Annotated in this window: 21 protein-coding genes; 6 read left to right on the top strand and 15 right to left on the bottom strand. The window is 37.5% G+C overall.

The window, feature by feature from the left end; genetic code table 11:
* Positions 1-7 precede the first annotated feature (7 nt).
* A complete protein-coding gene (gene purH, locus FB2170_RS09660; protein ID WP_013306368.1) occupies positions 8-1537 on the bottom strand; it encodes a bifunctional phosphoribosylaminoimidazolecarboxamide formyltransferase/IMP cyclohydrolase in 1530 nt (509 codons plus the stop codon).
* A gap of 94 nt (positions 1538-1631) precedes the next feature.
* Positions 1632-2084, bottom strand: a complete 453-nt coding sequence (locus FB2170_RS09665; RefSeq protein WP_013306369.1) for a GAF domain-containing protein — start codon at positions 2082-2084, stop codon at positions 1632-1634.
* Between the two features lie 137 nt (positions 2085-2221).
* On the opposite strand from FB2170_RS09665, the gene FB2170_RS09670 reads away from it, so the two are divergent.
* The 4 genes from FB2170_RS09670 (at position 2222) to FB2170_RS09685 (ending at position 6080) form a co-directional block, all read left to right on the top strand.
* Positions 2222-2638: an HYC_CC_PP family protein gene (locus tag FB2170_RS09670; RefSeq protein ID WP_013306370.1), complete on the top strand. Its 417-nt coding sequence runs from the start codon at positions 2222-2224 to the stop codon at positions 2636-2638.
* A gap of 92 nt (positions 2639-2730) precedes the next feature.
* Positions 2731-3453, top strand: coding sequence for a heavy-metal-associated domain-containing protein (locus FB2170_RS09675; RefSeq protein WP_041633152.1), 723 nt, complete (start codon positions 2731-2733; stop codon positions 3451-3453).
* Positions 3454-3462: 9 nt separating this feature from the next.
* Complete coding sequence (locus FB2170_RS09680; protein WP_041632784.1) at positions 3463-5703, top strand: TonB-dependent receptor; 2241 nt, start codon at positions 3463-3465, stop codon at positions 5701-5703.
* A gap of 17 nt (positions 5704-5720) precedes the next feature.
* The gene (locus FB2170_RS09685) at positions 5721-6080 is read left to right on the top strand and encodes a heavy-metal-associated domain-containing protein (RefSeq protein ID WP_041633153.1); all 360 of its coding nucleotides are present in this window, start codon (positions 5721-5723) and stop codon (positions 6078-6080) included.
* A 98-nt stretch (positions 6081-6178) separates the two neighbouring features.
* Here FB2170_RS09685 and groL read toward each other — a convergent pair whose 3' ends face one another.
* The 12 genes from groL to FB2170_RS09745 form a co-directional block, all read right to left on the bottom strand.
* The gene (gene groL / locus FB2170_RS09690; RefSeq protein ID WP_013306374.1) at positions 6179-7813 is read right to left on the bottom strand and encodes a chaperonin GroEL; all 1635 of its coding nucleotides are present in this window, start codon (positions 7811-7813) and stop codon (positions 6179-6181) included.
* A 95-nt stretch (positions 7814-7908) separates the two neighbouring features.
* A complete protein-coding gene (gene groES, locus FB2170_RS09695) occupies positions 7909-8187 on the bottom strand; it encodes a co-chaperone GroES (protein ID WP_013306375.1) in 279 nt (92 codons plus the stop codon).
* A 142-nt stretch (positions 8188-8329) separates the two neighbouring features.
* The gene (gene secG / locus FB2170_RS09700) at positions 8330-8686 is read right to left on the bottom strand and encodes a preprotein translocase subunit SecG (protein WP_041632785.1); all 357 of its coding nucleotides are present in this window, start codon (positions 8684-8686) and stop codon (positions 8330-8332) included.
* A gap of 5 nt (positions 8687-8691) precedes the next feature.
* Entirely contained in the window at positions 8692-9612 is a 921-nt protein-coding gene (locus tag FB2170_RS09705) for a hypothetical protein (protein ID WP_013306377.1), read from the bottom strand.
* 6 nt (positions 9613-9618) lie between these two features.
* Positions 9619-10140 carry an LptE family protein gene (locus FB2170_RS09710; protein ID WP_013306378.1) on the bottom strand — a complete coding sequence of 174 codons (522 nt, stop codon included), beginning with the start codon at positions 10138-10140 and terminating at the stop codon, positions 9619-9621.
* Between the two features lie 5 nt (positions 10141-10145).
* Positions 10146-11414 (bottom strand): sigma-54 interaction domain-containing protein, encoded by a 1269-nt coding sequence (locus tag FB2170_RS09715; RefSeq protein WP_013306379.1) that lies wholly within the window; start codon positions 11412-11414, stop codon positions 10146-10148.
* Between the two features lie 26 nt (positions 11415-11440).
* Positions 11441-12886 carry a tRNA (N6-isopentenyl adenosine(37)-C2)-methylthiotransferase MiaB gene (gene miaB / locus FB2170_RS09720; RefSeq protein WP_013306380.1) on the bottom strand — a complete coding sequence of 482 codons (1446 nt, stop codon included), beginning with the start codon at positions 12884-12886 and terminating at the stop codon, positions 11441-11443.
* A gap of 361 nt (positions 12887-13247) precedes the next feature.
* Positions 13248-13586 (bottom strand): hypothetical protein, encoded by a 339-nt coding sequence (locus FB2170_RS09725; protein WP_013306381.1) that lies wholly within the window; start codon positions 13584-13586, stop codon positions 13248-13250.
* 10 nt (positions 13587-13596) lie between these two features.
* Complete coding sequence (locus FB2170_RS09730) at positions 13597-14853, bottom strand: glycosyltransferase (RefSeq protein WP_013306382.1); 1257 nt, start codon at positions 14851-14853, stop codon at positions 13597-13599.
* A gap of 6 nt (positions 14854-14859) precedes the next feature.
* Positions 14860-15531: a porin family protein gene (locus FB2170_RS09735; RefSeq protein ID WP_013306383.1), complete on the bottom strand. Its 672-nt coding sequence runs from the start codon at positions 15529-15531 to the stop codon at positions 14860-14862.
* 8 nt (positions 15532-15539) lie between these two features.
* Positions 15540-16688, bottom strand: coding sequence for a serine hydrolase domain-containing protein (locus tag FB2170_RS09740; protein ID WP_013306384.1), 1149 nt, complete (start codon positions 16686-16688; stop codon positions 15540-15542).
* Positions 16689-16815: 127 nt separating this feature from the next.
* Positions 16816-17949, bottom strand: coding sequence for a helix-turn-helix domain-containing protein (locus FB2170_RS09745; protein WP_013306385.1), 1134 nt, complete (start codon positions 17947-17949; stop codon positions 16816-16818).
* A 435-nt stretch (positions 17950-18384) separates the two neighbouring features.
* Between FB2170_RS09745 and FB2170_RS09750 the strand changes: the two genes are divergently transcribed.
* Together FB2170_RS09750 and FB2170_RS09755 are read left to right on the top strand one after the other, a co-directional pair.
* A complete protein-coding gene (locus FB2170_RS09750) occupies positions 18385-19632 on the top strand; it encodes an LVIVD repeat-containing protein (protein WP_013306387.1) in 1248 nt (415 codons plus the stop codon).
* 10 nt (positions 19633-19642) lie between these two features.
* Positions 19643-19888 carry a BPTI/Kunitz domain-containing protein gene (locus FB2170_RS09755; RefSeq protein ID WP_013306388.1) on the top strand — a complete coding sequence of 82 codons (246 nt, stop codon included), beginning with the start codon at positions 19643-19645 and terminating at the stop codon, positions 19886-19888.
* Between the two features lie 98 nt (positions 19889-19986).
* Here the strand turns inward: FB2170_RS09755 and FB2170_RS09760 are convergent, their stop codons facing one another.
* Entirely contained in the window at positions 19987-23133 is a 3147-nt protein-coding gene (locus tag FB2170_RS09760) for a WD40/YVTN/BNR-like repeat-containing protein (RefSeq protein WP_013306389.1), read from the bottom strand.
* Positions 23134-23282 lie beyond the last annotated feature (149 nt).

Genomic DNA, 23282 nt, shown 5'->3' on the forward strand with positions numbered 1-23282 from the left:
AGTAAAATTAATGCTTAAAATGACGTGTGCCTGTCATTACCATCGCAATATTATTTTCATTACAATAATCAATGCTTAACTGATCCTTGATAGAACCACCTGGCTGTATAACGGAAGTTATACCGCTTTTATGCGCAATTTCAACACAATCTGGGAAGGGAAAAAATGCGTCGCTGGCCATGACCGCATCTTGCAAATCAAAATTGAACGATTTAGCTTTATGAATAGCTTGGTTCAGTGCGTCAACACGTGATGTTTGACCTGTTCCGCTAGCACAAAGTTGCTTGTTTTTTGCCAGTACTATAGTGTTGCTTTTTGTGTGCTTACACAATTTAGAGGCAAAAATAAGATCCTCAACCTCTCTTTGTGACGGGCTGTTATTCGTAGCGGTATTTAAATCCTCAAGAGAGTCTGTCTTGTGGTCTTTGTCTTGTAGTAAGACTCCGTTTAAACAAGTGCGAACTTGATTGTGAGGTAGCTCAACATCATTTTGAATCAAAATGATTCGGTTCTTTTTGCCTTTCAATATTTCAAGAGCATCATCAGCATAGCTTGGAGCAATGACAACTTCACAGAAAAGTTTATGTATTTCTTCAGCTGTGGCCTTATCAATTTCTTTGTTACTGATAAGCACTCCGCCAAAGGCAGAAACTGGGTCTCCGGCCAAAGCATCAACATAGGCTTGATGTAAGGTATCTCGCATAGCTAGACCACAGGCGTTGTTATGTTTTAGAATGGCGAAGGTAGGGTCGTCATTTTTAAACTCGTTCATGAGGTTCACTGCTGCATCAACATCCAATAGGTTGTTATAAGAAAGCTCCTTACCATGAAGTTTATTGAACATTGCGTCAAAATCTCCAAAGAAAAATCCTTTTTGGTGTGGGTTTTCGCCATAGCGAAGAACTTTTCCTTTTGTTTCACTTATTTTAAGTGCAGCCTCTTCATGATTGGCATTGAAATAATTGAAAATAGCAGAATCGTAATGTGAAGAAACGTTGAAGGATTTTGTCGCGAATCGTTTTCGGTCTTCAATTGTGGTTGAGCCATTTCCATTGGTAATCAATTCCAAAACCTCAGCATAATCCTCCATAGAAGAAACGCATAGAACATCTTTGAAATTTTTTGCTGCAGCACGTATCAATGAAATCCCACCAATATCTATTTTTTCGATTATATCTTGTTCAGATGCGCCACTGGCCATCGTTTTTTCAAAAGGATAAAGGTCTACAATGACAATGTCTAATTGCGGAATTTCAAATTCTTCTAGTTGTGCAACATCACCATCATGATCCTGTCTATTTAAAATTCCTCCAAAAACTTTCGGGTGTAGAGTTTTAACCCTTCCTCCTAGGATCGAGGGGTAGCTTGTCACATCTTCAACCGGAACAACATCTATTCCAAGGTCTTTGATGAACTTTTCGGTACCACCGGTAGAATAGATGGTTATTCCGAGTTCATTGAATTTCTTCACTATGGGTTCAAGACCATCTTTGTGAAAGACAGATATTAAGGCAGAGGTGGCTTTTTTGGTGCTCATTTTTTTATGAAGTGAGTTTAACGTTCTAAGCACACAAAAGTAATTTTTTTGATAGTAGGAAATTGGTCATGTTATCAACAAAACGCCTAAAGTTTTAAAGAATTTTTGCCACTTCCTGGTTTACGAATTCCAAAAACTTTTCATCATCAGTTGTAAAAGGATCAGGTGTATTGGAATCGATGTCTATCTGACCTATGTTTTCGCCATTAAGAAATAGTGGAATTACAATTTCAGATTTTACGTTAATACTGCAAGCAATATAATTGTCTTGGGCTTCAACATCTGGAACAACAAAATTCTTGTTGCTTTGGGCAACTTGTCCGCAGATTCCTTTGCCAAACGGAATAATCTTATGATCAGTTGGTGCACCGGCATAAGGCCCAAGCTTAAGTTCTTCTTTTTTTCCATTTTTAAAATAAAACCCCACCCAATCGTAATAAGGAACACTTTCCTTTAGGAAATTGCAAATTTGTTCTAATCGTCCGTCGATATCTGCATTTTTATCGCTCAATATAGATTTGATTTTTGGGTAAAGATCCTTCAACATTTCTCAAAAATTTTGGCTAAGATATTAAATTCGAAAAAACCTATAAAAACTTTTTAGTGGTTGATTTTATGCCTAAAGTTTAGTTAATCATTTTAATGTAAGTGTCTGAAAAATGAATAATTTGTATTTTTGTAACCGTGAAAGCTTTTTTACAAAAATTCGTTGCATTTTCAATGGCATTATTGTTATTGGCATCTACTACTTCTTGGAAAGTAGAGAAGCATTTTTGTATGGGTCATTTAATTGATGTGGCTTTCTTTTTAGATGTTGAGGATTGTGGTATGTCGACCGATTTAATGAAGACAGATGATTCAGCAGCACAAATAGAAAGTTCTTGTTGTAGCGAAGATGTCATATTTGTTGGCGGTCAGGATGACCTTACACTTACATTTGATAGTCTAGATTTAGAACAGCAATCATTCTTGGTTGTATATGTTCAATCTTATATTGGAATGTTCGCGGGGACAACTATTCGGATCACTCCCCATGAGCATTATCCTCCTCCCATTTTGGTCAAAGATCTGCAATTGCTTGACCAAGTTTTTTTAATTTGATTTAAATTCGAAATTACTGGCTTCTCAATTAGGTATTGGGGAATCTAAATGTATTCCATCTTGTGATGGAAAAGAATTTAAAACAAATAATAATGAAACATACATACAACATTACAGGGATGACGTGCAATGGATGTGTTGCAAGTGTCAGTAGCGATCTTATCAGGATAGAAGGGGTTCTTAAAGTAGATGTGAGCTTAGAAAATGGTGAGGTTTACATTGAGTCTGATCGGCATATTCTGTTAGGGATTTTACAATCTGCTATATCTGAAAAGTATAAAATATATCCAAAAAGAGAATCTTCTGAACAGTCATTAATTGATAATGGTGAAAAGTCAAAATGGCGACAATTAAGGCCGTTGTTTCTTATCTTTATTTATTTATTTTCGGCCGTAATTCTCTTAAATTTCAAGAATTGGAATACTGTGAATGCGATGATGGATTTTATGGGCTTATTCTTCATAGTCTTCAGTTTTTTCAAGTTGTTGGATTTCAAAGGTTTTCCTGACAGTTTTAAAATGTACGACCCCTTGGCAAAGTTAATTCCTGCATATGGGTGGGTTTATCCATTTATTGAACTGGTACTGGGCCTCATGTTCTTAATGCGTTTTCAAGTGACAATAGCCCTTATCGTCACGATTGTAATATTGGGATTGACAACAATTGGGGTTACTAAGGTGTTACTTGATAAGAAAAGTATTCAGTGTGCCTGCTTGGGTACAGCATTAAAACTACCAATGACCGAAGCTACCTTTATAGAAAATGCTATAATGCTGATTATGGCCCTGTCAATGTTGTTCATGAATGTTGTATAAGCAAAAGAAATGAAGAATATAATAATAGTATTAAGTGTAATTATGTTTCCAGTCCTTGTACTTTCCCAGGAAAAAATTGAAGGCATGGTTATGGAAGTCAATGAGCAGAACAAACATATTGGTTTGCCTGGAGCTAGTGTTTATTGGATGAATTCCCAAACAGGGACAATCACCAAAGAGGACGGGACATTTTCTATTCCTTATTCAAAAGAATATGATAAGTTGATAATCAGCTATGTTGGATTTGAGTCTGACACTTTGATTATTAAGGAAGTCAAAAAAGTGCATCATTGGTTAAAACCGTCCAATGCATTGGACGAAGTTGTGGTGGAGCAAAAACGTGAGGCAACCCAGAAAGCTTATTTCAGTGCGCAAAACGTAGTCACTGTAAATAGTGCGGAACTGCTAAAGGCAGCATGTTGCAATCTATCGGAGAGTTTTGAAACGAACCCAGCTATAGATGTAAATTTTTCAGATGCTTTGACCGGGACCAAACAAATTCAAATGTTGGGCCTAACTAGCCCTTACCTATTGATTACGCAGGAGAATATTCCGATGGTTCGTGGTGCCTCGCAAGCATTTGGGCTTACTTTCACTCCAGGAACTTGGGTTGAGAGTATTCAGATAACCAAAGGAGCAGGTAGTGTGGTAAATGGGTATGAGAGTATATCTGGTCAGATAAACACCGAGTTAGTAAAACCTTTGACAGATAAATCATTATTTGTTAACGGTTATGCCAATAAAAACGGACGGTTGGAATTGAATACGCATTTGAATCACAAACTATCTGATAGGTTGAGTTCAGGGTTATATATCCATGCAAATAAAAGAAGCCAAAAAGAAGACAATAATGATGATGGGTTTTTAGATGCTCCTTTGGCAAATCAGATTAATGTCATGAATCGATGGCAATATCAAAATCCTCAGACAGGTTGGGTTAGTTTTTTAAATGTGCGTTTCCTGAATGATGAAAAACAAGTTGGGCAAACAGATTTTAATCCGGCCATAGACAAATTCACTACTAACGCTTGGGGCAGTGAGATAAACACGCGAAGGTTTGATTCTTCTTTAAAATTGGGTTATGTCTTCCCTGAGCTTCCTTTTCAGAGTTTTGGGTTTCAGACTTCCTACAGTAATCATAAGCAGGATTCTTATTTCGGGTTTAATCAGTATGATATCACTCATGAAAGTATTTATTCCAATTTGATTTTTAATTCAATCATAGGTGACACGCAGAATAAATTCAAAGCCGGGGTTACTTTTGCATATGATGGATATAGTGAACTCGTAAATTCAGATAATTACGATAGAATTGATAACTCTGCCGGTGCTTTTTTTGAGTATAGTTATGATAATTTAGAGAAGCTCAGTTTAACTGCAGGCATTAGGGTAGATAAGCATAATAGGCTAGGTGCTTTCATTACCCCAAGATTTCATTTGCGATATACCCCCTGGGATAAAGCGAGTTTGCGAGGTTCGTTTGGACGGGGTAAAAGGGCTGCGAATGTTTTTGCTGAGAACCAACAACTCTTTGGTTCATCACGGCAGATACGCTTGGTTGATGATGGAGGAGAAGTTTACGGATTGGATCCCGAGGATGCTTGGAATTACGGAGTCAGTTTTCTCCAAGGATTTCTTTTATCCGAGAGAAAAGGAAATGTAACATTGGACTATTACAGAACGGATTTTAAAAACCAGGTTGTAGTAGATTGGGAGAATCCCAATGAAATCTCATTTTATTATTTAGATGGAAAAAGTGTGGCAAACAGTTTTCAATTTGAGGTAAACTACGAAGTTTTTAAAAATCTTGATTTGCGAACAGCATACAAGTATTATGATGTAAAGACCGACTATCAAACAGGGCTGTTGCAAAAACCTTTACAGGCCAAACATAGATATTTTGCAAATATTGGCTACGAGACAACACCTAAAGAGAATGGTGCGCAATGGCGTTTTGACTATACATTGCATGCCTTAGGCGAACAACGTCTCCCAAACACTTTGGCTAACCCGGAAGAATATCGTTTGGCAGAATATTCCGATCCGTATAGTTTAATGAATGCCCAGATTACAAAGGTTTTCAACGAAAGTTTTGAAGTTTACATAGGCGGTGAGAATTTGAGTAATTTTACACAAAAGAACCCGGTATTAAGTGCAAATGACCCTTTTGGCGCAAACTTTGATACTAGTATCGTATATGCACCAATTATGGGAAGAATGTTTTACGGCGGATTTAGATATAAATTATAACAATAAAATAATATATGATGAAAAAGATAGTATTAGGAATAGCATTTATCTTGGTTGCAACTTTGTCTTTTGCTCAAGAGAAGAATAAAAAGATGACATTTGAAGTAGATGGAAAATGTGAGATGTGTAAAGCCCGTATTGAAAAGACAGCGCTTGGTGAAAAGGGTGTGAAATATGCATTATGGGACATACCATCGCACCAATTGTCATTGATTATTGATGAGCGTAAAACCGATGCAATGAAAATAAAAGCGGCAATGGTTGCCGTTGGTCATGATACTAAGGAGCTTAAAGCCACAGATGAAGCATATGACTCGGTTCATCCTTGTTGTAAGTATCGGGATGATGATTCAGATGATAGTGATGAACACAAATAATAGCTTTCGAAATAATTAAAAAAATTCCAATAATATAAAAGCCGCATTAGGAATCCTAAAGCGGCTTTTTATTCAACTAAATGTTTATAGTTCAAAACCTACATCATTCCAGGCATTCCGCCACCGCCACCCATTGGAGGCATCGGAGGGGTATCTTCTTTAATGTCGGTCAATGCACATTCAGTGGTCAAGATCATTCCCGAAACAGAAGCTGCATTTTCCAATGCTACTCTTGTTACTTTAGTAGGATCAATGATTCCGGCCTTGAACATCTGAACATATTTCTCTGATTTTGCATCGAAACCAAAGTCACCTTTACCGTCTTGAACTTTAGCAACAACTACTGAACCTTCTCCGCCAGCGTTTTCAACAATAGTTCTCAAAGGAGATTCAATTGCTCTTGCTACTATTTGTAGACCAGTTTCCTCATCAGCATTATCTGCTTTTACTTTAGAAAGAGCATTTTTTGCACGAACTAAGGCAACGCCACCACCGGCAACAATACCTTCTTCTACTGCAGCTCTTGTTGCATGTAAAGCATCATCAACTCTATCTTTCTTTTCTTTCATTTCAACCTCAGAGGCAGCGCCAACATAAAGAACTGCAACACCACCAGCCAATTTAGCCAAACGCTCTTGCAATTTTTCTTTATCATAGTCAGATGTTGTCGTCTCTATTTGAGATTTAATCTGATTGACCCGTGTTTTAATGTTTTTAGCAACACCACCACCGTTTACTATCGTAGTATTGTCTTTGTCAATTGATACTTTTTCACACGTACCTAACATGTCAATGGTTGTATTGTCCAAAGAGAAACCTCTTTCCTCAGCAATAACAGTTCCTTTTGTCAAGATGGCGATATCTTCCAACATTGCTTTTCTTCTGTCACCAAAACCTGGGGCTTTAACAGCAGCGATTTTCAATGATCCTCTTAGCTTGTTTACCACTAGAGTGGCTAATGCTTCACCATCAACATCTTCGGCAATAATCAAAAGAGGTTTACCTGATTGTGCCACTGGCTCTAATACAGGAAGTAAGTCTTTCATTGAAGAGATTTTCTTGTCGAACAAAAGAATATAAGGATTCTCTAAATCGGCAGTCATCTTTTCTGAATCGGTCACGAAGTAAGGAGATAAATATCCTCTATCGAATTGCATTCCTTCAACAACATCAACATACGTATCAGTACCCTTTGCTTCTTCAACAGTAATTACACCTTCTTTACCAACTTTGCCAAAAGCCTGGGCAATCAACTCACCAATTGTTTCGTCATTATTTGAAGAGATAGAAGCAACTTGCTTTATTTTTTCAGAAGAGTCACCAACTTTTTTGGATTGGTTTGTCAAATCACCAACGATGGCCTCCACAGCCTTATCGATACCTCTTTTTAAATCCATTGGGTTTGCACCCGCTGCAACATTCTTTAATCCTTCTTTTACGATAGATTGAGCAAGAACTGTAGCAGTCGTTGTACCATCACCTGCAAGGTCATTGGTTTTTGAAGCAACTTCCTTTACCATTTGGGCACCCATATTTTCAAGTGCATCTTCCAATTCAATCTCTTTTGCAACAGAAACCCCATCTTTGGTTACTGCTGGCGCTCCGAATGATTTGCTTATGATTACGTTTCTCCCTTTTGGGCCCAACGTTACTTTTACCGCATTGGCCAGTGCGTCAACACCTCTTCTTAAGCCATCACGTGCTTCTATATCAAATTTTATGTCTTTTGCCATAATTTTTTATTTGTCCTCCCCACAAAGTGGAAGTCTGATTAATAGTTTTTATAATGTTCTTTTTGGATTCCTGTTTTGCAGGAATGACAGGATGTTTAGATTATTGCTAGTATGTCACTCTCTCTCATCATAAGGTAATCTGTACCTTCTAATTTTAACTCCGTTCCAGCGTATTTTCCATATAAAACGGTGTCGCCTACTTTGACAGTAACCTGTTCATCTTTGGTACCTGGTCCTACGGCAACAACTTTTCCTTTTTGTGGTTTTTCTTTAGCGGTATCTGGAATATAAATACCAGAGGCAGTTTTGGTTTCTGCAGCCATAGGTTCAATAAGAACTCTATCTGCCAATGGTTTAATGTTAACTTTAGCCATATTTATTGTTTTAAATTGATTTTTATTTTACTCGATTGTTAGGACAGAAATTATGCCAAGACATAAAAACTGACATATTGTAAAACAAAAAATGCCAGCTTGTCATCCAAGCCGGCATTTTTATAGTATTTAAACCAATGGTCTATTGACCATCGGTTGTATTGTTATCAGTTGCAGGAGCAGGAATTTCTTCCGGTACAGCTTCAGGAACTGTTTCCTCAATATCATCTCCTTGCAGTAATTTTGAATCTGCATCACCAAAATTGCCTTTCAAAGCAATATTCGATGCTAAAATCAAAACTACCAATAAGATAGATAAGGTCCAGGTGCTTTTGTCCAAAAAGTCTCCGGTCTTTTTAACGCCACCAACTACTTGACTGCCACCACCACCGAAAGAAGAAGACAATCCACCACCTTTAGGGTTTTGAACCATAATCACCAACACCAATAGAAAGCAAACTACGATGATAAGAATCAAGAATATTGTAAATGTGCTCATTATTACTATGAATTTTCTTGTTGTATTTTTTCTGCCGCTTTAATACGGTCTGCAAAGAAACCACTTTTTTCCGGATATTTCAAACTTAAAATTTTGTAAGCTTGAATGGCCTTTTTATACTTTTTTTGCTCTAAATAAACCTTTGCCAAAGTTTCGGTCATTAACTCCTTTTTGTCCAATTTTACTGAATCCGAAATATCAATCTTGGCAGATTTTTTTTGTGAAGGCGCAATTTTAGGATTGTTTTCAATAAACCTGTCAATAAGGTCGAACTTTTTCTTTTTGAGAACCTCTTTTTCCAATGGAAAATCTACATCTTCTTCAGGGGTATCATCGCTATGTAACACCTTTGAATCTCTTTGTATTTTTTTCAAAGATGCCAATTGCAACCACTCACTGAATGAATGCTTTTCCTGTTTGGTGAAAGGTAAAGGTTTGCCAATTTCAAGCTCTTTTTCAGCTTTTTCTTTTTCGGCCTTAATCACCTTGTCAACTTCTGGGTCTTTTGACTTGAAAAGCTTAGGGTCCAAAATATTGTCTGCATCATCAATATCCTGTGGCAATGGCTTGTCCTTTGATTTTTCAATAAGAGGTATTGCCAATGGGGTCTCATCCAATTGCTCTGCTTCAGGTTCATTGACTATATCCATTTTACCGGAAATTGAATTGGCAATGGAGTTCTGAAGAAAATCTTTGGAGGTGATAAAATCAAAAAGAATATCCCGATCGGTCGTATAGGCAGCTGTCTTTTTGAGTGCGTTGTTGTATTTGAAACTATTGAGATTTCTAAGGCCTTTTAACTGAAGTGCCCTTGCGGCCTGGAAATAGGGGTATTCTTCCAATACATCTTCTAAATGTTTGGTCTGTATAGGTGTTACCACCTTTTCAGGGTTTTGTAATAGATATGTGAAATCCTGTACATTCATAATAATTTACCAATCGGCCAGTGAAGCATTAAAAATGTCTTGGGTAATTCGTTCAAAAATTATTTCGTGCGCTTCATCTTTGACTGAAGATAATTGGGCATTTGCTGGGTAATCATAGAAAAAAGAAAAGCGCCGCTCAAAATCAGCATCTTCTTTTGTCTTATTATAGAAACGAACCTTTACACCAATTGACAACCTGTTTTGCGCAGCTGTTTGTTGTGCAGTTGCACTCATTGGAGATATTCTGTACTCAACAATTTCGCCTTCATATAGTAAATCTGCATTATTGGTATTTATCAGATCCAAACTGGTTTGGTTCAAAATTCTGTCCTGAAGGGCCAGGGTAAAATCCCGATCCATTCCGGGTTCAAATGTTGAGCCTGGACTTTGGGTGGCATAGTTTTGAAAATAATTAACCTGAAAAGTTTGAGCCGTACCAACATCACCACCTGTAAAGTTGTAAATGCCACAACTGAAAGCAGTAATGCATATTGAAATAACTAAAACGACGTTTTTGAATCTTAGCATATTTTTTAAAGATCGTACTGTTTTATTTTACGGTAAAGTGTTCGTTCGGAAATACCTAATTCAGCTGCTGCGGCTTTTCTTTTACCACGGTTTCTTTCCAAAGATTTTTTAATTAATTCTACTTCCTTTTCTTGTAAAGATAGGGTTTCTTCCTCTTCTATTTCTTCTGCAAAATGGTACTTGTCTTCCTGCTGTGATTGATAGATGGGTTGTTCTATTTGTGGCTCGGGAAGTTGTAAAACCTCCATGCTCTCATTTGTTTCGGCCTCAAATTCTTCTCCATTATCACCATATATTTTTTGGATAAGACCTTCGTTTTCTTCCTGAACTTTCTGGGTGTCATTATTCTTCAATAACTCCAAAGTCAGTTTCTTAAGATCAGTAAGATCGCCCTTCATATCGAACAGAACCTTATACAGGATTTCACGTTCATTGCTAAAATCACTTTCGTTCTTGGTTTGCCCAATCACGGCCGGTAAATTAGTATTCCCTGCATTGGGCAGGTAACTGTTCAGAGTGGTCATTGAAATATTTCGACCTTTCTCCAAAACCGAAATCTGTTCTGCAATATTTCTTAATTGCCGAATATTGCCAGGCCAGCGATATTTGAGCAATAATTGTATAGCATCATCTTGTAAACGTATTGTTGGCATTTTGTATTTCTGGCCAAAATCCGATGCAAACTTTCGAAACAATAAATGAATGTCTTCTTTTCGCTCACGTAGTGGAGGAATATTTATTTCTACTGTGCTTAATCTATAATAAAGGTCTTCTCTGAACTTTTCTTTTTTTATGGCCTCTATCATGTTCATATTGGTCGCGGCAACAATGCGAACATCCGTCTTTTGAACTTGTGAGGAGCCGACTTTTAAGAACTCACCATTTTCAAGAACACGTAAAAGACGCACCTGTGTAGTTAATGGTAATTCGCCAACTTCATCGAGAAAAATTGTACCACCATCGGCAACTTCAAAATAACCACTACGGGTTGAAGTGGCGCCAGTGAAGGCTCCTTTTTCATGACCAAAAAGTTCACTGTCTATAGTTCCTTCGGGAATCGCCCCACAGTTCACGGCAATGTACTTTGCATGTTTACGATGCGAAAGGGAATGTATGATTTTAGGAATAGACTCCTTACCAACACCACTTTCTCCAGTTACCAAAACTGAAATATCAGTTGGCGCCACTTGCACCGCCTTCTCCAAAGCACGGTTGAGTTTCGTATCGTTTCCTATGATTTCGAAACGTTGTTTTATAGATTGTACACCTTCCATTTTATTCTTGTAACTTCAAGTATAATTTAATTGTTGTTGCTTAAACCAACTGCTTCACCGATTAGGGTTGCTGAGGTACAGTCGTTCATTTTTACATCTACAAAATCCCCTAATTTGTAATTCTCTTTAGGGAAGACTGCCACAACATTTTGGGAATTTCGACCTTTCCACATAGTCTCATCTTTTTTTGAAGTCCCCTCGATCAATATTTCTTGAACCGATCCTAAATGCTTTTCGGTTCTAAACTGGCAGTGTTCGCGTTGTAGGGCTATTATTTCTGATAACCTTCGTTGTTTGGTTTTTTCAGGAATATCATCATCCATTTTTCTCGCAGCCATGGTTCCTGGGCGTTCTGAGTAAGAATACATATAGCCGTAATCGTATTTCACACGGTCCAATACCGCCAAAGTGTCTTGATGGTCCTCTTCAGTCTCAGTGGGGAAACCTGAAATCATATCATGTGACAATGCAATTTCCGGAATTATTTTCCTGATATTATCAATCAACTCAAAATACTCCTCGATTGTGTGTAATCGATTCATTGCCTTAAGAATTCTATTGCTCCCACTTTGCACAGGTAAATGAATATGATTACAAATGTTGTCATGTTTGGCCATGGTCTTAATTACATCCAAGCTCATATCTTGAGGATTCGATGTTGAAAATCGAATCCACATTTTGGGCTGGGCTTCCGCTACCATATCCAATAAATTGGCAAAATCCACGGCAGTGGCTATCTGCATTTCCGAAGCTTTATCAAAATCTTTCTTTAACCCACCGCCGTACCAAAGGTAACTGTCAACGTTTTGCCCTAGAAGTGTGATTTCCTTGAAGCCTTTGTTCCAAAGATCATTGACTTCTGCAATAATGGATTGTGAATCACGACTACGCTCTCTACCTCTAGTAAAAGGTACAACACAAAAAGTGCACATATTATCGCAACCACGGGTAATTGAAACCAACGCACTGACTCCATTCGTGTTCAAGCGCACTGGAGCGATATCCCCATACGTTTCATCTTTTGAAAGTATGACATTAACGGCTTCTCGACCTTCATCAATTTCTTGAATTAGGTTGGGCAGGTCTTTGTAAGCATCTGGCCCCACAACCATATCTACAATCTTTTCCTCTTCAAGTAGTTTACTTTTTAGGCGTTCTGCCATACAACCAAGTACGCCCACCTTCATATGGGGTCTTTTCTTTTTTATGGCATTATATTTTTCAAGACGTTTGCGAACTGTCAATTCTGCCTTTTCACGAATAGAACAGGTATTCACTAAAACCAAATCGGCATCTTCCAGTTTTTGGGTTGTATTGAACCCTTCATTGGCTAAAATCGAAGCAACGATTTCACTGTCGGAAAAATTCATAGCGCACCCATAACTCTCAATAAAAAGGTTTCGGGTGTTCTTTACATTTTTTTCAAGGGAAAGGGTTTCACCTTGTATTGATTCGTCAATGATTTTCTCCATAGAATGATCCTTTCTTGGGAAAGGGGTCAGCAAAGATAATGCTTAATACACTTTAATGACAATATGACAGTATTTTTTAGTACTATTTTAGGGTTTGGAGTTTAAATTAAACCTGAATCTGGCATAGAGCAGTATGGATTTTATGGGAATGACATCTAGAATAGCTAAAATTAACCATTAGGATTTTGAGGTGATTTTTTAACTTAATAAAGGTGGAATTATCGAGAGTGCTAATAGTAATCCTGTTTGGGCACTTTACAATAGATTATATCTGTTGAAAAACTAACCCCATAGAATGGACGTTTTAAATATCTCTTAACCAAAACCTTGCGCACAGTTTCAATCAACGTTGAAATATTTTTTATTCATACCGTAGGGTCTTTCCTTTTTCCTTTAATAGTAGTCCGGCCTCTCTCCATTTTGGCAACTCATCGGCTTCTAGCGTTAGTGTCCGGACTTCGGTAGCAATCAAACTTGCGCTTTTTATAGCCGCTAAATGGGCACCGTTACCTGAGAACCTTTTCATGTCTTCTATGTTACGCCATAGAGTCATGGTATAATGTGTGGTCCAGAAGCCTCTCTTTTGGAATGCGATGCAGGACGAATCTTGCATTTGTTGGATAATGCGCATCGCTTTGTAAGAGAGTGAAAAAAACTTCAAAGGAGATTTTAGCGTTATACTTGTTAATACCAATATCATTTTTCGAATTTTATTTGTTGATAAGAAATTGAAGAAGCTCTTTAGTATAGTTTTCTTCCTTTAACCCAAGACTTAACTGCTTCGTCATCATTTTGTATACATTATTCTGAAAAAGATCTAAAATCTTTGGCTTCAAGTTCTTCGAATTCATTTTTGCAATGGAAATACTTCTTGGGCCTGCGCCATGACTATGGATTAAATTCGCCCACATATACTGATCAATAATGTGTGGAATGATCAATGAAGGGCATCCATGTTTTAAGGCTAAATGTGTTGTTCCGGCTCCACCATGGTGTATAACCGCATGCACATTGGGAAAAATATGCTCATAAGGGATGTTGGATACAAAATACACCAACTCAGCATTATAATTGTCTGGAATGACCAATCCTCCGGAAGAAGTATTGACAATAGTTGGTAAGCCATAATTTTGAACAACATCTAGAATGGCCTTGGTTTTTTCTTCGGGGTTATCGTTTTTCATACTGCCGAAAGTGACAAACAACACTTTATCATGTTTTTCAAGAAACTTTTCCAAAGATTCATCCATGTTCCAAATTTTTGAAGTAGTACTCCCTTGATGTCCAAAAACACGAACATGATCGGGCCAATTCAAGGGTTTGGAAAACAGGGTTGGGGAGACGGTATATAACATTTTAATGTTAAGTAAGGTTCCTTTAAGTAGGCTGTGGGAGACCTTATTGGAAGGGTCCATATGTTTTGCGATGGATAGAACATTTTTTATAAGGGCAAAGTTCGATAAGCGATACGTGAGCTTATTCATAAACAGACCGTAATTTTTATTGAATCCAATATGCCCATGCTTCTTTGTAACATGAACCAAATAAGGAATGGGACTGACCAGGACTACTTTATTTGGGTGCTCTATAGCCCACAATAAAGGATAGATTGATTTTATATGGAACAGCACGCGGTCTGGATTGAAAACTGCAATGATCTCTTTTTGTCTTTGGGCCATGCGCTTGTTTATCTCAGACGATTTTCTATATAAATGATAATACACTTTGAGTTTTCTAAAAAAGGTTAGCTTGCTGCCCATTACACTTTTCCCATCTTCAGTGTCCAATAATTCTAAAAATTCCTTCCCGAGGCCTTGAAAAGGAATCTCCAGGGCGCAGGTCATTTTTTTAAATTGTTCAGGAAAGCAGCATAGAATATCATGCCCTTTTTGTTTTAATTTGACCGCAATCGCCAGAAAGGGTTCAATATCCCCTCGAGTACCGACTGCTATAAGAAGAACCCTCATCTATTGTTAAAATTGATAGACTACGCCTAGATTAAAATCGGTTTTATCATCAACATCTTTATTGGTTTCCAAATCGCCGTAATCAACGCTTACCCTTCCCACATTTGCGGTGATATTAAATTTTTTCAGCATTGGAATTTCAACTCCTAAACCATAACGTCCAAACCGTTGCCCGTCTTTTTGGGTAAAATCAAAACCGCTTGTTTCCATTATAGTAATATCAAAATTACGTTTGGTAACATTACCAAAAGCATAGAGAAGAAATGCCTTTTTTTTGCCCAATGCCACTCCAATTTGTATCCCATATCCAAATTGACTATTGTTTTTATAATCTACCATCATTTGATTTCTGGTATCCGTTTGAGTGAGGTCACCATCTGTAATTCCAAATTGAAGAGCTGCTCCCGCTATAAACCTATCATTTAAAAATTGTATTCTATATCCGGCCGAAAGCTCGATTACAAGTGCAGACTTTTGTCCAAGTACGTCAAGATCATCAATTAAGGCCCCGCCAAAAATATTCTGCGCGCCTAATGTCAACCCTACGTATGGACCATCGAAATATGATTCGTTCAATACTGATTCCTGGGCAAGAGAAAGCGTACAAGAAAAAAGGAAAAGAAGCAGGTAAAATTGTTTTGAAAAAGGGACTTTGGTTTTAGCTGTTTTTTGTTGCATGATTAAGTCTATTGGTTGTTTTTAATAAATTCTTTCGTCAATCGTATAAGTTCCCACAGGATCTTCTGACTCTTATCTCCATTGTTAGTCAGAATGATGATTTGCAGATCTAAATCGGGATTAATGGATAAAACTGTACGATACCCATCAAAACCACCGGCATGCCAAAAATCGTTACGGTCTGTTAGCTCTTCAGTATGCCAATAATCTCCAGTTCCGGTCATCCAACCATAACCATAATCAGCTATCCCTTTGATAGCGCCTTGTGTTTCCACCATTTGATCTAGACTTTGTTTGGTAATCAGTCTATTGCTCAAAAGTGCTTCTACAAATAGGTTAAGGTCATAGGTGGAGCTTACAATTCCATTTCCCCCATATATCAATGAATTGAATCCCAATACCTTTATGGAATTGCCTAAAGACAGGGCATAATTTTCGTTTAAATCGCCTAAATGCTCCTCCTCATAGATTACAAAAGAGTTTTCCATTCCCAGCGGTTCAAAAATGTTTTGCTTTAGATATTCAGGATAGCGCATACCACTTATTTGTTCAATAATCAATGCAAGAAATACGTACCCTGTATTTGAGTATTCGCCTTCTGAACCAGGCTCAAACAAAAGATTGTCCAATCCAGAACCCGGAACAATAGACGGAATTTGAGATGTGGTTACTCCGTCAAGTGTTGACCAATCATTGTTGTCGTCTATATAATCCAATAGGCCTGAACGATGTGACAAGAGATGTGCTATCGTAATATTTTCAAATGAGCTTGGTAAAAAGGGCAATATATCAAGAAGTTTGTCCTCTAATGACATCTGGTCTTGTTCCACTAGCTGCATAATGGCAATGGCGGTAACCGACTTGGTTATTGAACCGATTCTAAATCCAGTATGCTGATCAATCTCATGGTTGCCCTCCAATCTGGCTAGGCCCTTTTGTCCTTGATATATAACTTCCCCATTGTGTTTGATTAAAATGCTCAACCCTGGATTCGTCTTCGATTGGTTTTCGTCCAAATGCTTCGAGAGAGTTGTGGTAAGATTTTTTTCTTCTGGTACTACAACCGCATCGTCATCACTACTGCATGACATACTGCAAAGTGCGAGCATAAATAGAAAACCAAATTTGATTGTAGTGCTTGTTTTTTGAATTTGCATGGTATTTGTCTTTGATCCGATATCATATCGAACATATGTTACAGCTGCAAATGTGAAGTGTTTTAATCGCTAAAATGCCTTATGCGGGAAAGTGAGACCTATTAATAACCTTGAAGAAGGTAGCAGATTATAAAGTGATACCAAGTTTACTTTTTTGGTACTCTTTTGGAGATTGTCCTACGAAATTTTTGAAGACCCTGTTCATGGACGCTTTTGAATTGAATCCACTTTCAATCCCTAATGACAATATTGTGAATTTACGTTTATCAGGATCAGAAAGTATTTTTTTGAAATACATTACTCGATAACCATTTACAAAATCAAAAAAGCTTTTGTTGGATTTTGAATTAATGATTTGCGATACTTTATGTACGGTAATATTCATTCTTTTTGCTACATCCTCGATTTTCAGCTGGGATTCAAGGAACATCTTTTCTTCGATAAAAAGTTGGATGATTTCATTGAAATAAGAATCGATACTTTCCTTATCAAGATTGGATGACTGGTACTTTTCCGAAGGATGTAAACTTGTCTTAAAATTTTGCCCTGTACGACTATTGATCTCGGCGATAGAATACTGCTTTATTCCATTATAGCTTAGATAAAACAATAGTAGAACAAAGATTACATATTCAATACCAAAAGGAATTTTAATATCCTCAATTATTCCAACTCCAAAGCACGTGAATACAATAAACCCAAAAGAACTTAGCCCAAGAAAGGAAAGAATAAAATAGCGGAACCAATTTAGATTGATATGTTCAATGGTAGAATGATAATTTTTGATTTGAACCGTATATCTGTTAAGCTTTTTCCAAAGCCATATCAAAAGCACTATTACATAAATATATTGTGTTAAATAGAGGAAAAATTGAAATTTAGAAGGATTTTTAAAAAGATTTTCTATTTCAGAAAAGGAACTGTAATCACTGTTTGCAAAAATATCCACTAGTATTAGAACATTGTAAACAATAGGATAAAGGTAAATCCACAGCCATCGTGTATTGAACTTGTTCCCATCTAATAAAATCAATCCGTAACTTACCAAGACGGGAAAGTAATATGTGTTGAAAAATAAAACGATAAGGTAGATTTCTAGGGAAGGCGAATTTTCCATTAGGATATGTGAACCAAGTATCCCTGAGAAAAAAAGAATAATCGCAATGAGGTAATAATCACTTAGAACCTTGTTTTTTTTGGTAATAATGAAGAACAAGAATATTGACAGAATGCTTAAACCAAAGACAATGGGAAAAATCATAACTATATCTTAGAAAAAACTATGCTTTAAAGAATTTCGTTTTGAAATACTTAAAAAAAGGGGATTCAATTCAATGTATAAGGTAATAAAAAGTATAATCTAAGTTTTGGTATATCTATAGTTTTTTTCAAGCTGTTTATAATCATACGTTTCAAGGCATCGGTTTTCAGATATAAAAAGCCACATAAAAATTCTTTGGCTCTTTTTATCAATCTCATAAAATTGCTTCCTCTTCTTCAATCTGAATGGTTTTTTACTTTGTTTTATTAGAGTGCTGTTTACAGCTATGATGGTTAAAATCCCATCATTTTATATGTATGAAGATAGTATTGGGTTTTCTTCTGAAGTATAATTTTTTTTGCAGGTTTATTTTTTTGACGCAACGCTAAAGAGGGGATTGCATCTTAACCCTATAACCCCACTTAAAAAAAGATTATGAAAAAGAATTTATTATTACTTCTGTTTGTTGCTTCGTTGGGTTTTGTTTCTTGTGAAAAAACTGACGATAGTAAGTATGCTGACTATTTAGTTGCCCGGCCCTTGACCATCAGCAAAGCTGAGTTCAAGAACAGCGTTGATGTGATTGCTCCGTTGCCTGTTAAGGAATCAGGTAAAATATACGCTTATCAAGACTATATTTTTGTTAATGATAAATATAGAGGGGTTCATGTAATTGATAATAGTAACCCTAATGCGCCTATAAAAGTTTCATTCATTAAAATTGCGGGTAATGTAGATATATCTATAAAAGATGATTACCTATATGCCGATAGTTTAATGGATTTGATTGTGCTCGATATATCGGATATAAATAATATTGAAATCGTAAATCGAATGGAAAATGTTTTGCGCGATAATATTGTTTGGCCCGCTAATGCAGATTTTTATGAGTACGACGGTATAGATTATGAAAATGAAATCTTATTGGGTTGGGAAACTGTGACCGAACGTAGGCTCATTTCTGAATTTGAAGAAACATTTATGCGCAACGGAGAATTTTTCGCTTTGGCAGAAGCTGCGAATGATGCTTCAGTTGGTCAAGGAGGTTCATTGGCCCGTTTTAAAATTGTAGGAGACTTTCTTTATGCAGTTGATAGTCACAATATAAATATCTTTAATATTCAGGACATGGAAAATCCACAGGATTTGGAAGATGTTTATGCTGGATTTGATATAGAGACAATTTTCAATAGAGGACAACATTTGTTTTTAGGGAGCATGCGTGGTATGTATATTTATGATATTTCCTCCCCTGCAACCCCAACTTTTATTTCAGAATTTCAGCATGGTACTGCTTGTGACCCGGTAGTTGTAGATGGGGACTATGCATATGTAACCCTTCGTGGAGGAAATTCATGTGGGGCTACAGAAAGCGGGTTGTTCATAGTTGATATTTCCGATATCTCAAATCCAGAGTTGACAATAAGTTATCCGATGGATGGGCCTTATGGTCTTGGGGTCAAGGATGAAAAACTCTTTGTATGTGATGGTGATTCAGGTTTAAAGGTATACGATAAATCGGATGTAGAGGATTTGGTGGCTTTGAATCATTTTGAGAACATAAACACTTTCGACGTTATTCCTTTGGAGAATTCCTTACTAATGGTTGGGGAAGATGTGCTCTATCAATACGAATATTTAGAAGATGAGATAGAGCTGATGAGTACTTTGGAATTGGATTAGTCAATTGGTTATGACAAGAAAAAAATATGCCTCATTACTTATATCGATAATCTTGGGAATATCATGTACAGATAATGATGATGAGGTTGCAGCTAGCTGTTTACTTGAACCGGATCCTGGAAATTGTCTTGCAGCAATACCCAGATATTATTATGATGCGAGTGAACAAGAGTGCAAAGAATTTATTTGGGGAGGTTGTGGTGGCGTTGTTCCTTTTGAGACTCTTGAAGATTGTAGGGCTTGTGAAAAACCTTAAAGGGTTTGATAGAGGTCAGTAAAGGGTAATCCCCATAAAAACACTCATTTAAACAAGTATTTTTATGGGGATTTTTCCTTTAAGGCATAATTGCCCCATCACTCCCATGTGATAATTTCAATTTTGTTTTCAGCGACCCTGTCATTTATTTTGGAAACATAGGATTTCATTAACTGATTCAATGCATTTATTTCCGTATTCAATTCTTGGGTAATTTGAGTAAAAAATTCCTTCGATTGGTCAGTTGGGGGGTAATCCCCGCGTTGGGAATCGGCCATCAAAAATGCCAAGCGATTGTTTATGCGAATACCATAATTCAGTGGGTCTTGTCTACTTTGATTTTTGGTCATATGAATATTGTTTTCAATAACATCCAACTTTGTTCTAAATTCAGTGATCAATTTCTGTATTTTCTCGTTCTCTTTTGTTTTTTTCTCCAAATAGTCCAAATCCGTTTTAACCTTACGAAGATCGCTTATTGCCATGTTGGCCCTGCTGACTTGGTCTCGCACCTTTATTAAAAAGCCGAATTGTTGGTTATAATCGTCATTTGAATTGGACAATCGAGGGTCTTTAACGATTGTGAATTCCTGTTCTGATGATTTACCGTTAAAGGTCAATTTCACCTTGTAATTTCCGGGTACCGCTTTAGGCCCTACATTCGGTGAAGAATAAAAAACCATGCCCTTAAAGGAGCTATATCCGGGATATCTCATATTCCAGATCAATCTATTTCCTCCAGATTTTATTTTAAGGGACTTGCTTGCCGTTGGATCCAATTTATTCTTTTTGGCCTTGTTTGAAAATCTTTGAATCAATGTGCCATCCGTTTCAAGAATCTCAATCTTTACGGAATCCGTTTCTTTATAAGTCTTTAAATAATAATTGATAATGGCTCCATCGGGGTGGTTTTCTCCGACTAGTTTGGTATTGGGTTTGTTCCAACCTCCTGATTGTTGCATCCTATAGGCCTTATCTGGTTTGAAAAGATAAAATTCATTGTTTGCCATTTCCGGTGAAAGTTGATGAAGGGGGGTTAAATCATCAATCATCCAAAAACTGCGTCCATGGGTTGCGGCAATCAAGTCATTATCCCTCACATGTAGGTCCCGAATCGATGTTATTGGTAAGTTCAATTGAAAAGGAGACCAATTAGCCCCATCGTCAAAGGAGACGTACATACCCCATTCTGTGCCAGCGTACAATAGGCCTTCTTTTGTCTTATCGGATCTTATTGCCCTGGTGTAATGTTTATTTTTAATGCCCCTGGTAATGACTTTCCATGTTTTTCCATAATCCAATGTTTTATATAAGTATGGAGTGTAGTCCCCAAATTTATAGGATGTGGCGGCTACGTAAGCTGTTCCTTTTTTGAATGGACTGGGCTCTATGCAATTGATCATATTTAGTTTTGGACTAATATTGGCAGGGGGAGTTATATTTTCCCAAGTAGTGCCATTGTCCTGAGTAATATGAATTAGACCATCATCGCTCCCAACCCAAATAACCCCTTCTTCCAATGGAGACTCATTGATTGCGAAAAGGTTCGAATAGAATTCCGCTCCGGTATTATCTTGTGTGATAGGCCCTCCTGAGGATTTGATAGTTTCAGGAAGTCCACGTGTCAGATCAGGTGAAATTGTCTTCCAAGTTTGTCCTTCATTGGTAGTAGCATGTAGAAAATTAGATCCCGCATAAAGTTTATGTTGATCATGAATACTGAATTTTACCGGAAAGTTCCAATTAAAACGATATTTCATGACTTCTGCACCAGAGCCAGCTGGGTTGTCGGGCCAAATATTTATGGAGCGCGTTTGATTGACCGAATGATCTTCACGCATCATATACCCTTTGTACGTTCCCCCATAAACAATGTCGTTGTTTTTGGGATCAGGCGCCAGGTGTGCGCTCTCTCCTCCTGCAGTTGGTTCCCAGTCACTTTCGCTTATTGAGGCTCCAGAAGTCCTGTTGAAGATACGAATGGTACTATTATCCTGCTGGGCTCCATATATACGATAAGGAAAGTTGTTATCTGTGGTAACCCTATAGAATTGTGCAGTTGGTTGATTATAATAGGTTGACCAATTATTCCCGCCATCATTTGATATCTGTGCCCCACCATCATCAGCGATGACCATTCGCATATTATTGTTAGGATCTATCCAAAGGTCGTGGTGGTCACCATGTGGTGCATTTTTTAAGGTAAATGTTTTGCCCCCATCGGTCGATACGCCGTAGCTCACGTTCATGACATAAAGTTTATCCACATTCTGGGTATCGGCATAAATTCGGGTATAGTACCATGCTCTTTGTCGCAAGGCTCTATTCTCGTTTATTTTTTTCCAGGTTTTACCAGCATCATCTGACCTGAAAAGCCCTCCATCTTTAGCTTCTATAAGTGCCCAGATTCTATTGGAGTCCATAGGGGAAACAGCAATTCCAACTATGCCCCATGGTCCTTTGGGCAAACCTTGATATTTTGAAATATCGACCCATGTGCCCCCGCCATCCGTACTTTTGTACATTTTGCTACCGGGTCCACCGCTATCCATGCGATAACCGTTTCGCTTCATTTCCCAAGTTGAGGCATATATGATTCTTGGGTTGTTGGGGTCTAGGATAAGATCACCAGCCCCTGCCTTATCACTTTCGAATAATATTTTCTCCCAATTTTGCCCTCCATCTTTTGAGCGATATACGCCTCGGGTTTCATTTGGTTTCCAGAGATTCCCGATGGCAGCAACGTAAACAAGGTTAGGATTTGTGGGATGAATTCGTATGCGTGCAATGTGCTCAGAATTTTTAAGTCCGATAAATTGCCAGGTCTCACCAGCATCCATACTTTTCCACAAACCATTACCAGAAGAAACATTCCCCCTAAGGGTCTGTTCGCCTTCCCCGACATAGATAATGTTTGGGTCCGACTCTGAAACGGTAATTGCGCCGATCGATCCTCCAAAATAGCCATCTGAAATACAGCTCCAAGTACTCCCAGCATCTGTGGTTTTCCAAACGCCTCCACCTGCTGTGCCCATATAATAAAGGTTTGGATTATTGGCAACCCCTGCTACAGTTCCAGCCCTACCTCCTCTAAATGGCCCTACCATACGCCATTGTATGCCATTGTAAATTGATTCCGAATAGGTTTTGGCAATTTCTTTTTTGTTTTTTTTGCGCTGGGCGGTCAGGTCTTGATCAATAAAAATCAATAAAAAAATCAAAAGGTAAAGAGAGGATGGTTTCATGATGTTTTGTTTATTAAAAGAGAATTCTAAAAATAATAATATTATGATCTTAAGCCCAATAAATAGTTAGGTTTTTGAGGGGAATGGCATGTGCTGAAATCACTAGAATAGGTGAATGGGATTATGGCTATATATATAAGGTATAACAC

Origin of the sequence: Maribacter sp. HTCC2170 (genome assembly GCF_000153165.2) — a bacterium.
In the GTDB taxonomy this organism is placed as follows: domain Bacteria; phylum Bacteroidota; class Bacteroidia; order Flavobacteriales; family Flavobacteriaceae; genus Maribacter_A.

Bases quoted from the DNA above. Each gene is read 5' to 3' on its own strand.
- FB2170_RS09735 (WP_013306383.1), bottom strand. From the start codon at position 15,531: ATGCAACAAAAAACAGCTAAAACCAAAGTCCCTTTTTCAAAACAATTT.
- FB2170_RS09745 (WP_013306385.1), bottom strand. From the start codon at position 17,949: ATGATTTTTCCCATTGTCTTTGGTTTAAGCATTCTGTCAATATTCTTG.
- FB2170_RS09730 (WP_013306382.1), bottom strand. From the start codon at position 14,853: ATGAGGGTTCTTCTTATAGCAGTCGGTACTCGAGGGGATATTGAACCC.
- FB2170_RS09725 (WP_013306381.1), bottom strand. From the start codon at position 13,586: ATGATATTGGTATTAACAAGTATAACGCTAAAATCTCCTTTGAAGTTT.
- purH (WP_013306368.1), bottom strand. From the start codon at position 1,537: ATGAGCACCAAAAAAGCCACCTCTGCCTTAATATCTGTCTTTCACAAA.
- FB2170_RS09750 (WP_013306387.1), top strand. From the start codon at position 18,385: ATGAAAAAGAATTTATTATTACTTCTGTTTGTTGCTTCGTTGGGTTTT.
- FB2170_RS09740 (WP_013306384.1), bottom strand. From the start codon at position 16,688: ATGCAAATTCAAAAAACAAGCACTACAATCAAATTTGGTTTTCTATTT.
- FB2170_RS09760 (WP_013306389.1), bottom strand. From the start codon at position 23,133: ATGAAACCATCCTCTCTTTACCTTTTGATTTTTTTATTGATTTTTATT.
- FB2170_RS09715 (WP_013306379.1), bottom strand. From the start codon at position 11,414: ATGGAAGGTGTACAATCTATAAAACAACGTTTCGAAATCATAGGAAAC.
- secG (WP_041632785.1), bottom strand. From the start codon at position 8,686: ATGAGCACATTTACAATATTCTTGATTCTTATCATCGTAGTTTGCTTT.
- FB2170_RS09705 (WP_013306377.1), bottom strand. From the start codon at position 9,612: ATGAATGTACAGGATTTCACATATCTATTACAAAACCCTGAAAAGGTG.
- FB2170_RS09685 (WP_041633153.1), top strand. From the start codon at position 5,721: ATGAAAAAGATAGTATTAGGAATAGCATTTATCTTGGTTGCAACTTTG.
- FB2170_RS09755 (WP_013306388.1), top strand. From the start codon at position 19,643: ATGACAAGAAAAAAATATGCCTCATTACTTATATCGATAATCTTGGGA.
- FB2170_RS09710 (WP_013306378.1), bottom strand. From the start codon at position 10,140: ATGCTAAGATTCAAAAACGTCGTTTTAGTTATTTCAATATGCATTACT.
- groL (WP_013306374.1), bottom strand. From the start codon at position 7,813: ATGGCAAAAGACATAAAATTTGATATAGAAGCACGTGATGGCTTAAGA.
- miaB (WP_013306380.1), bottom strand. From the start codon at position 12,886: ATGGAGAAAATCATTGACGAATCAATACAAGGTGAAACCCTTTCCCTT.
- FB2170_RS09675 (WP_041633152.1), top strand. From the start codon at position 2,731: ATGAAACATACATACAACATTACAGGGATGACGTGCAATGGATGTGTT.
- groES (WP_013306375.1), bottom strand. From the start codon at position 8,187: ATGGCTAAAGTTAACATTAAACCATTGGCAGATAGAGTTCTTATTGAA.
- FB2170_RS09665 (WP_013306369.1), bottom strand. From the start codon at position 2,084: ATGTTGAAGGATCTTTACCCAAAAATCAAATCTATATTGAGCGATAAA.
- FB2170_RS09680 (WP_041632784.1), top strand. From the start codon at position 3,463: ATGAAGAATATAATAATAGTATTAAGTGTAATTATGTTTCCAGTCCTT.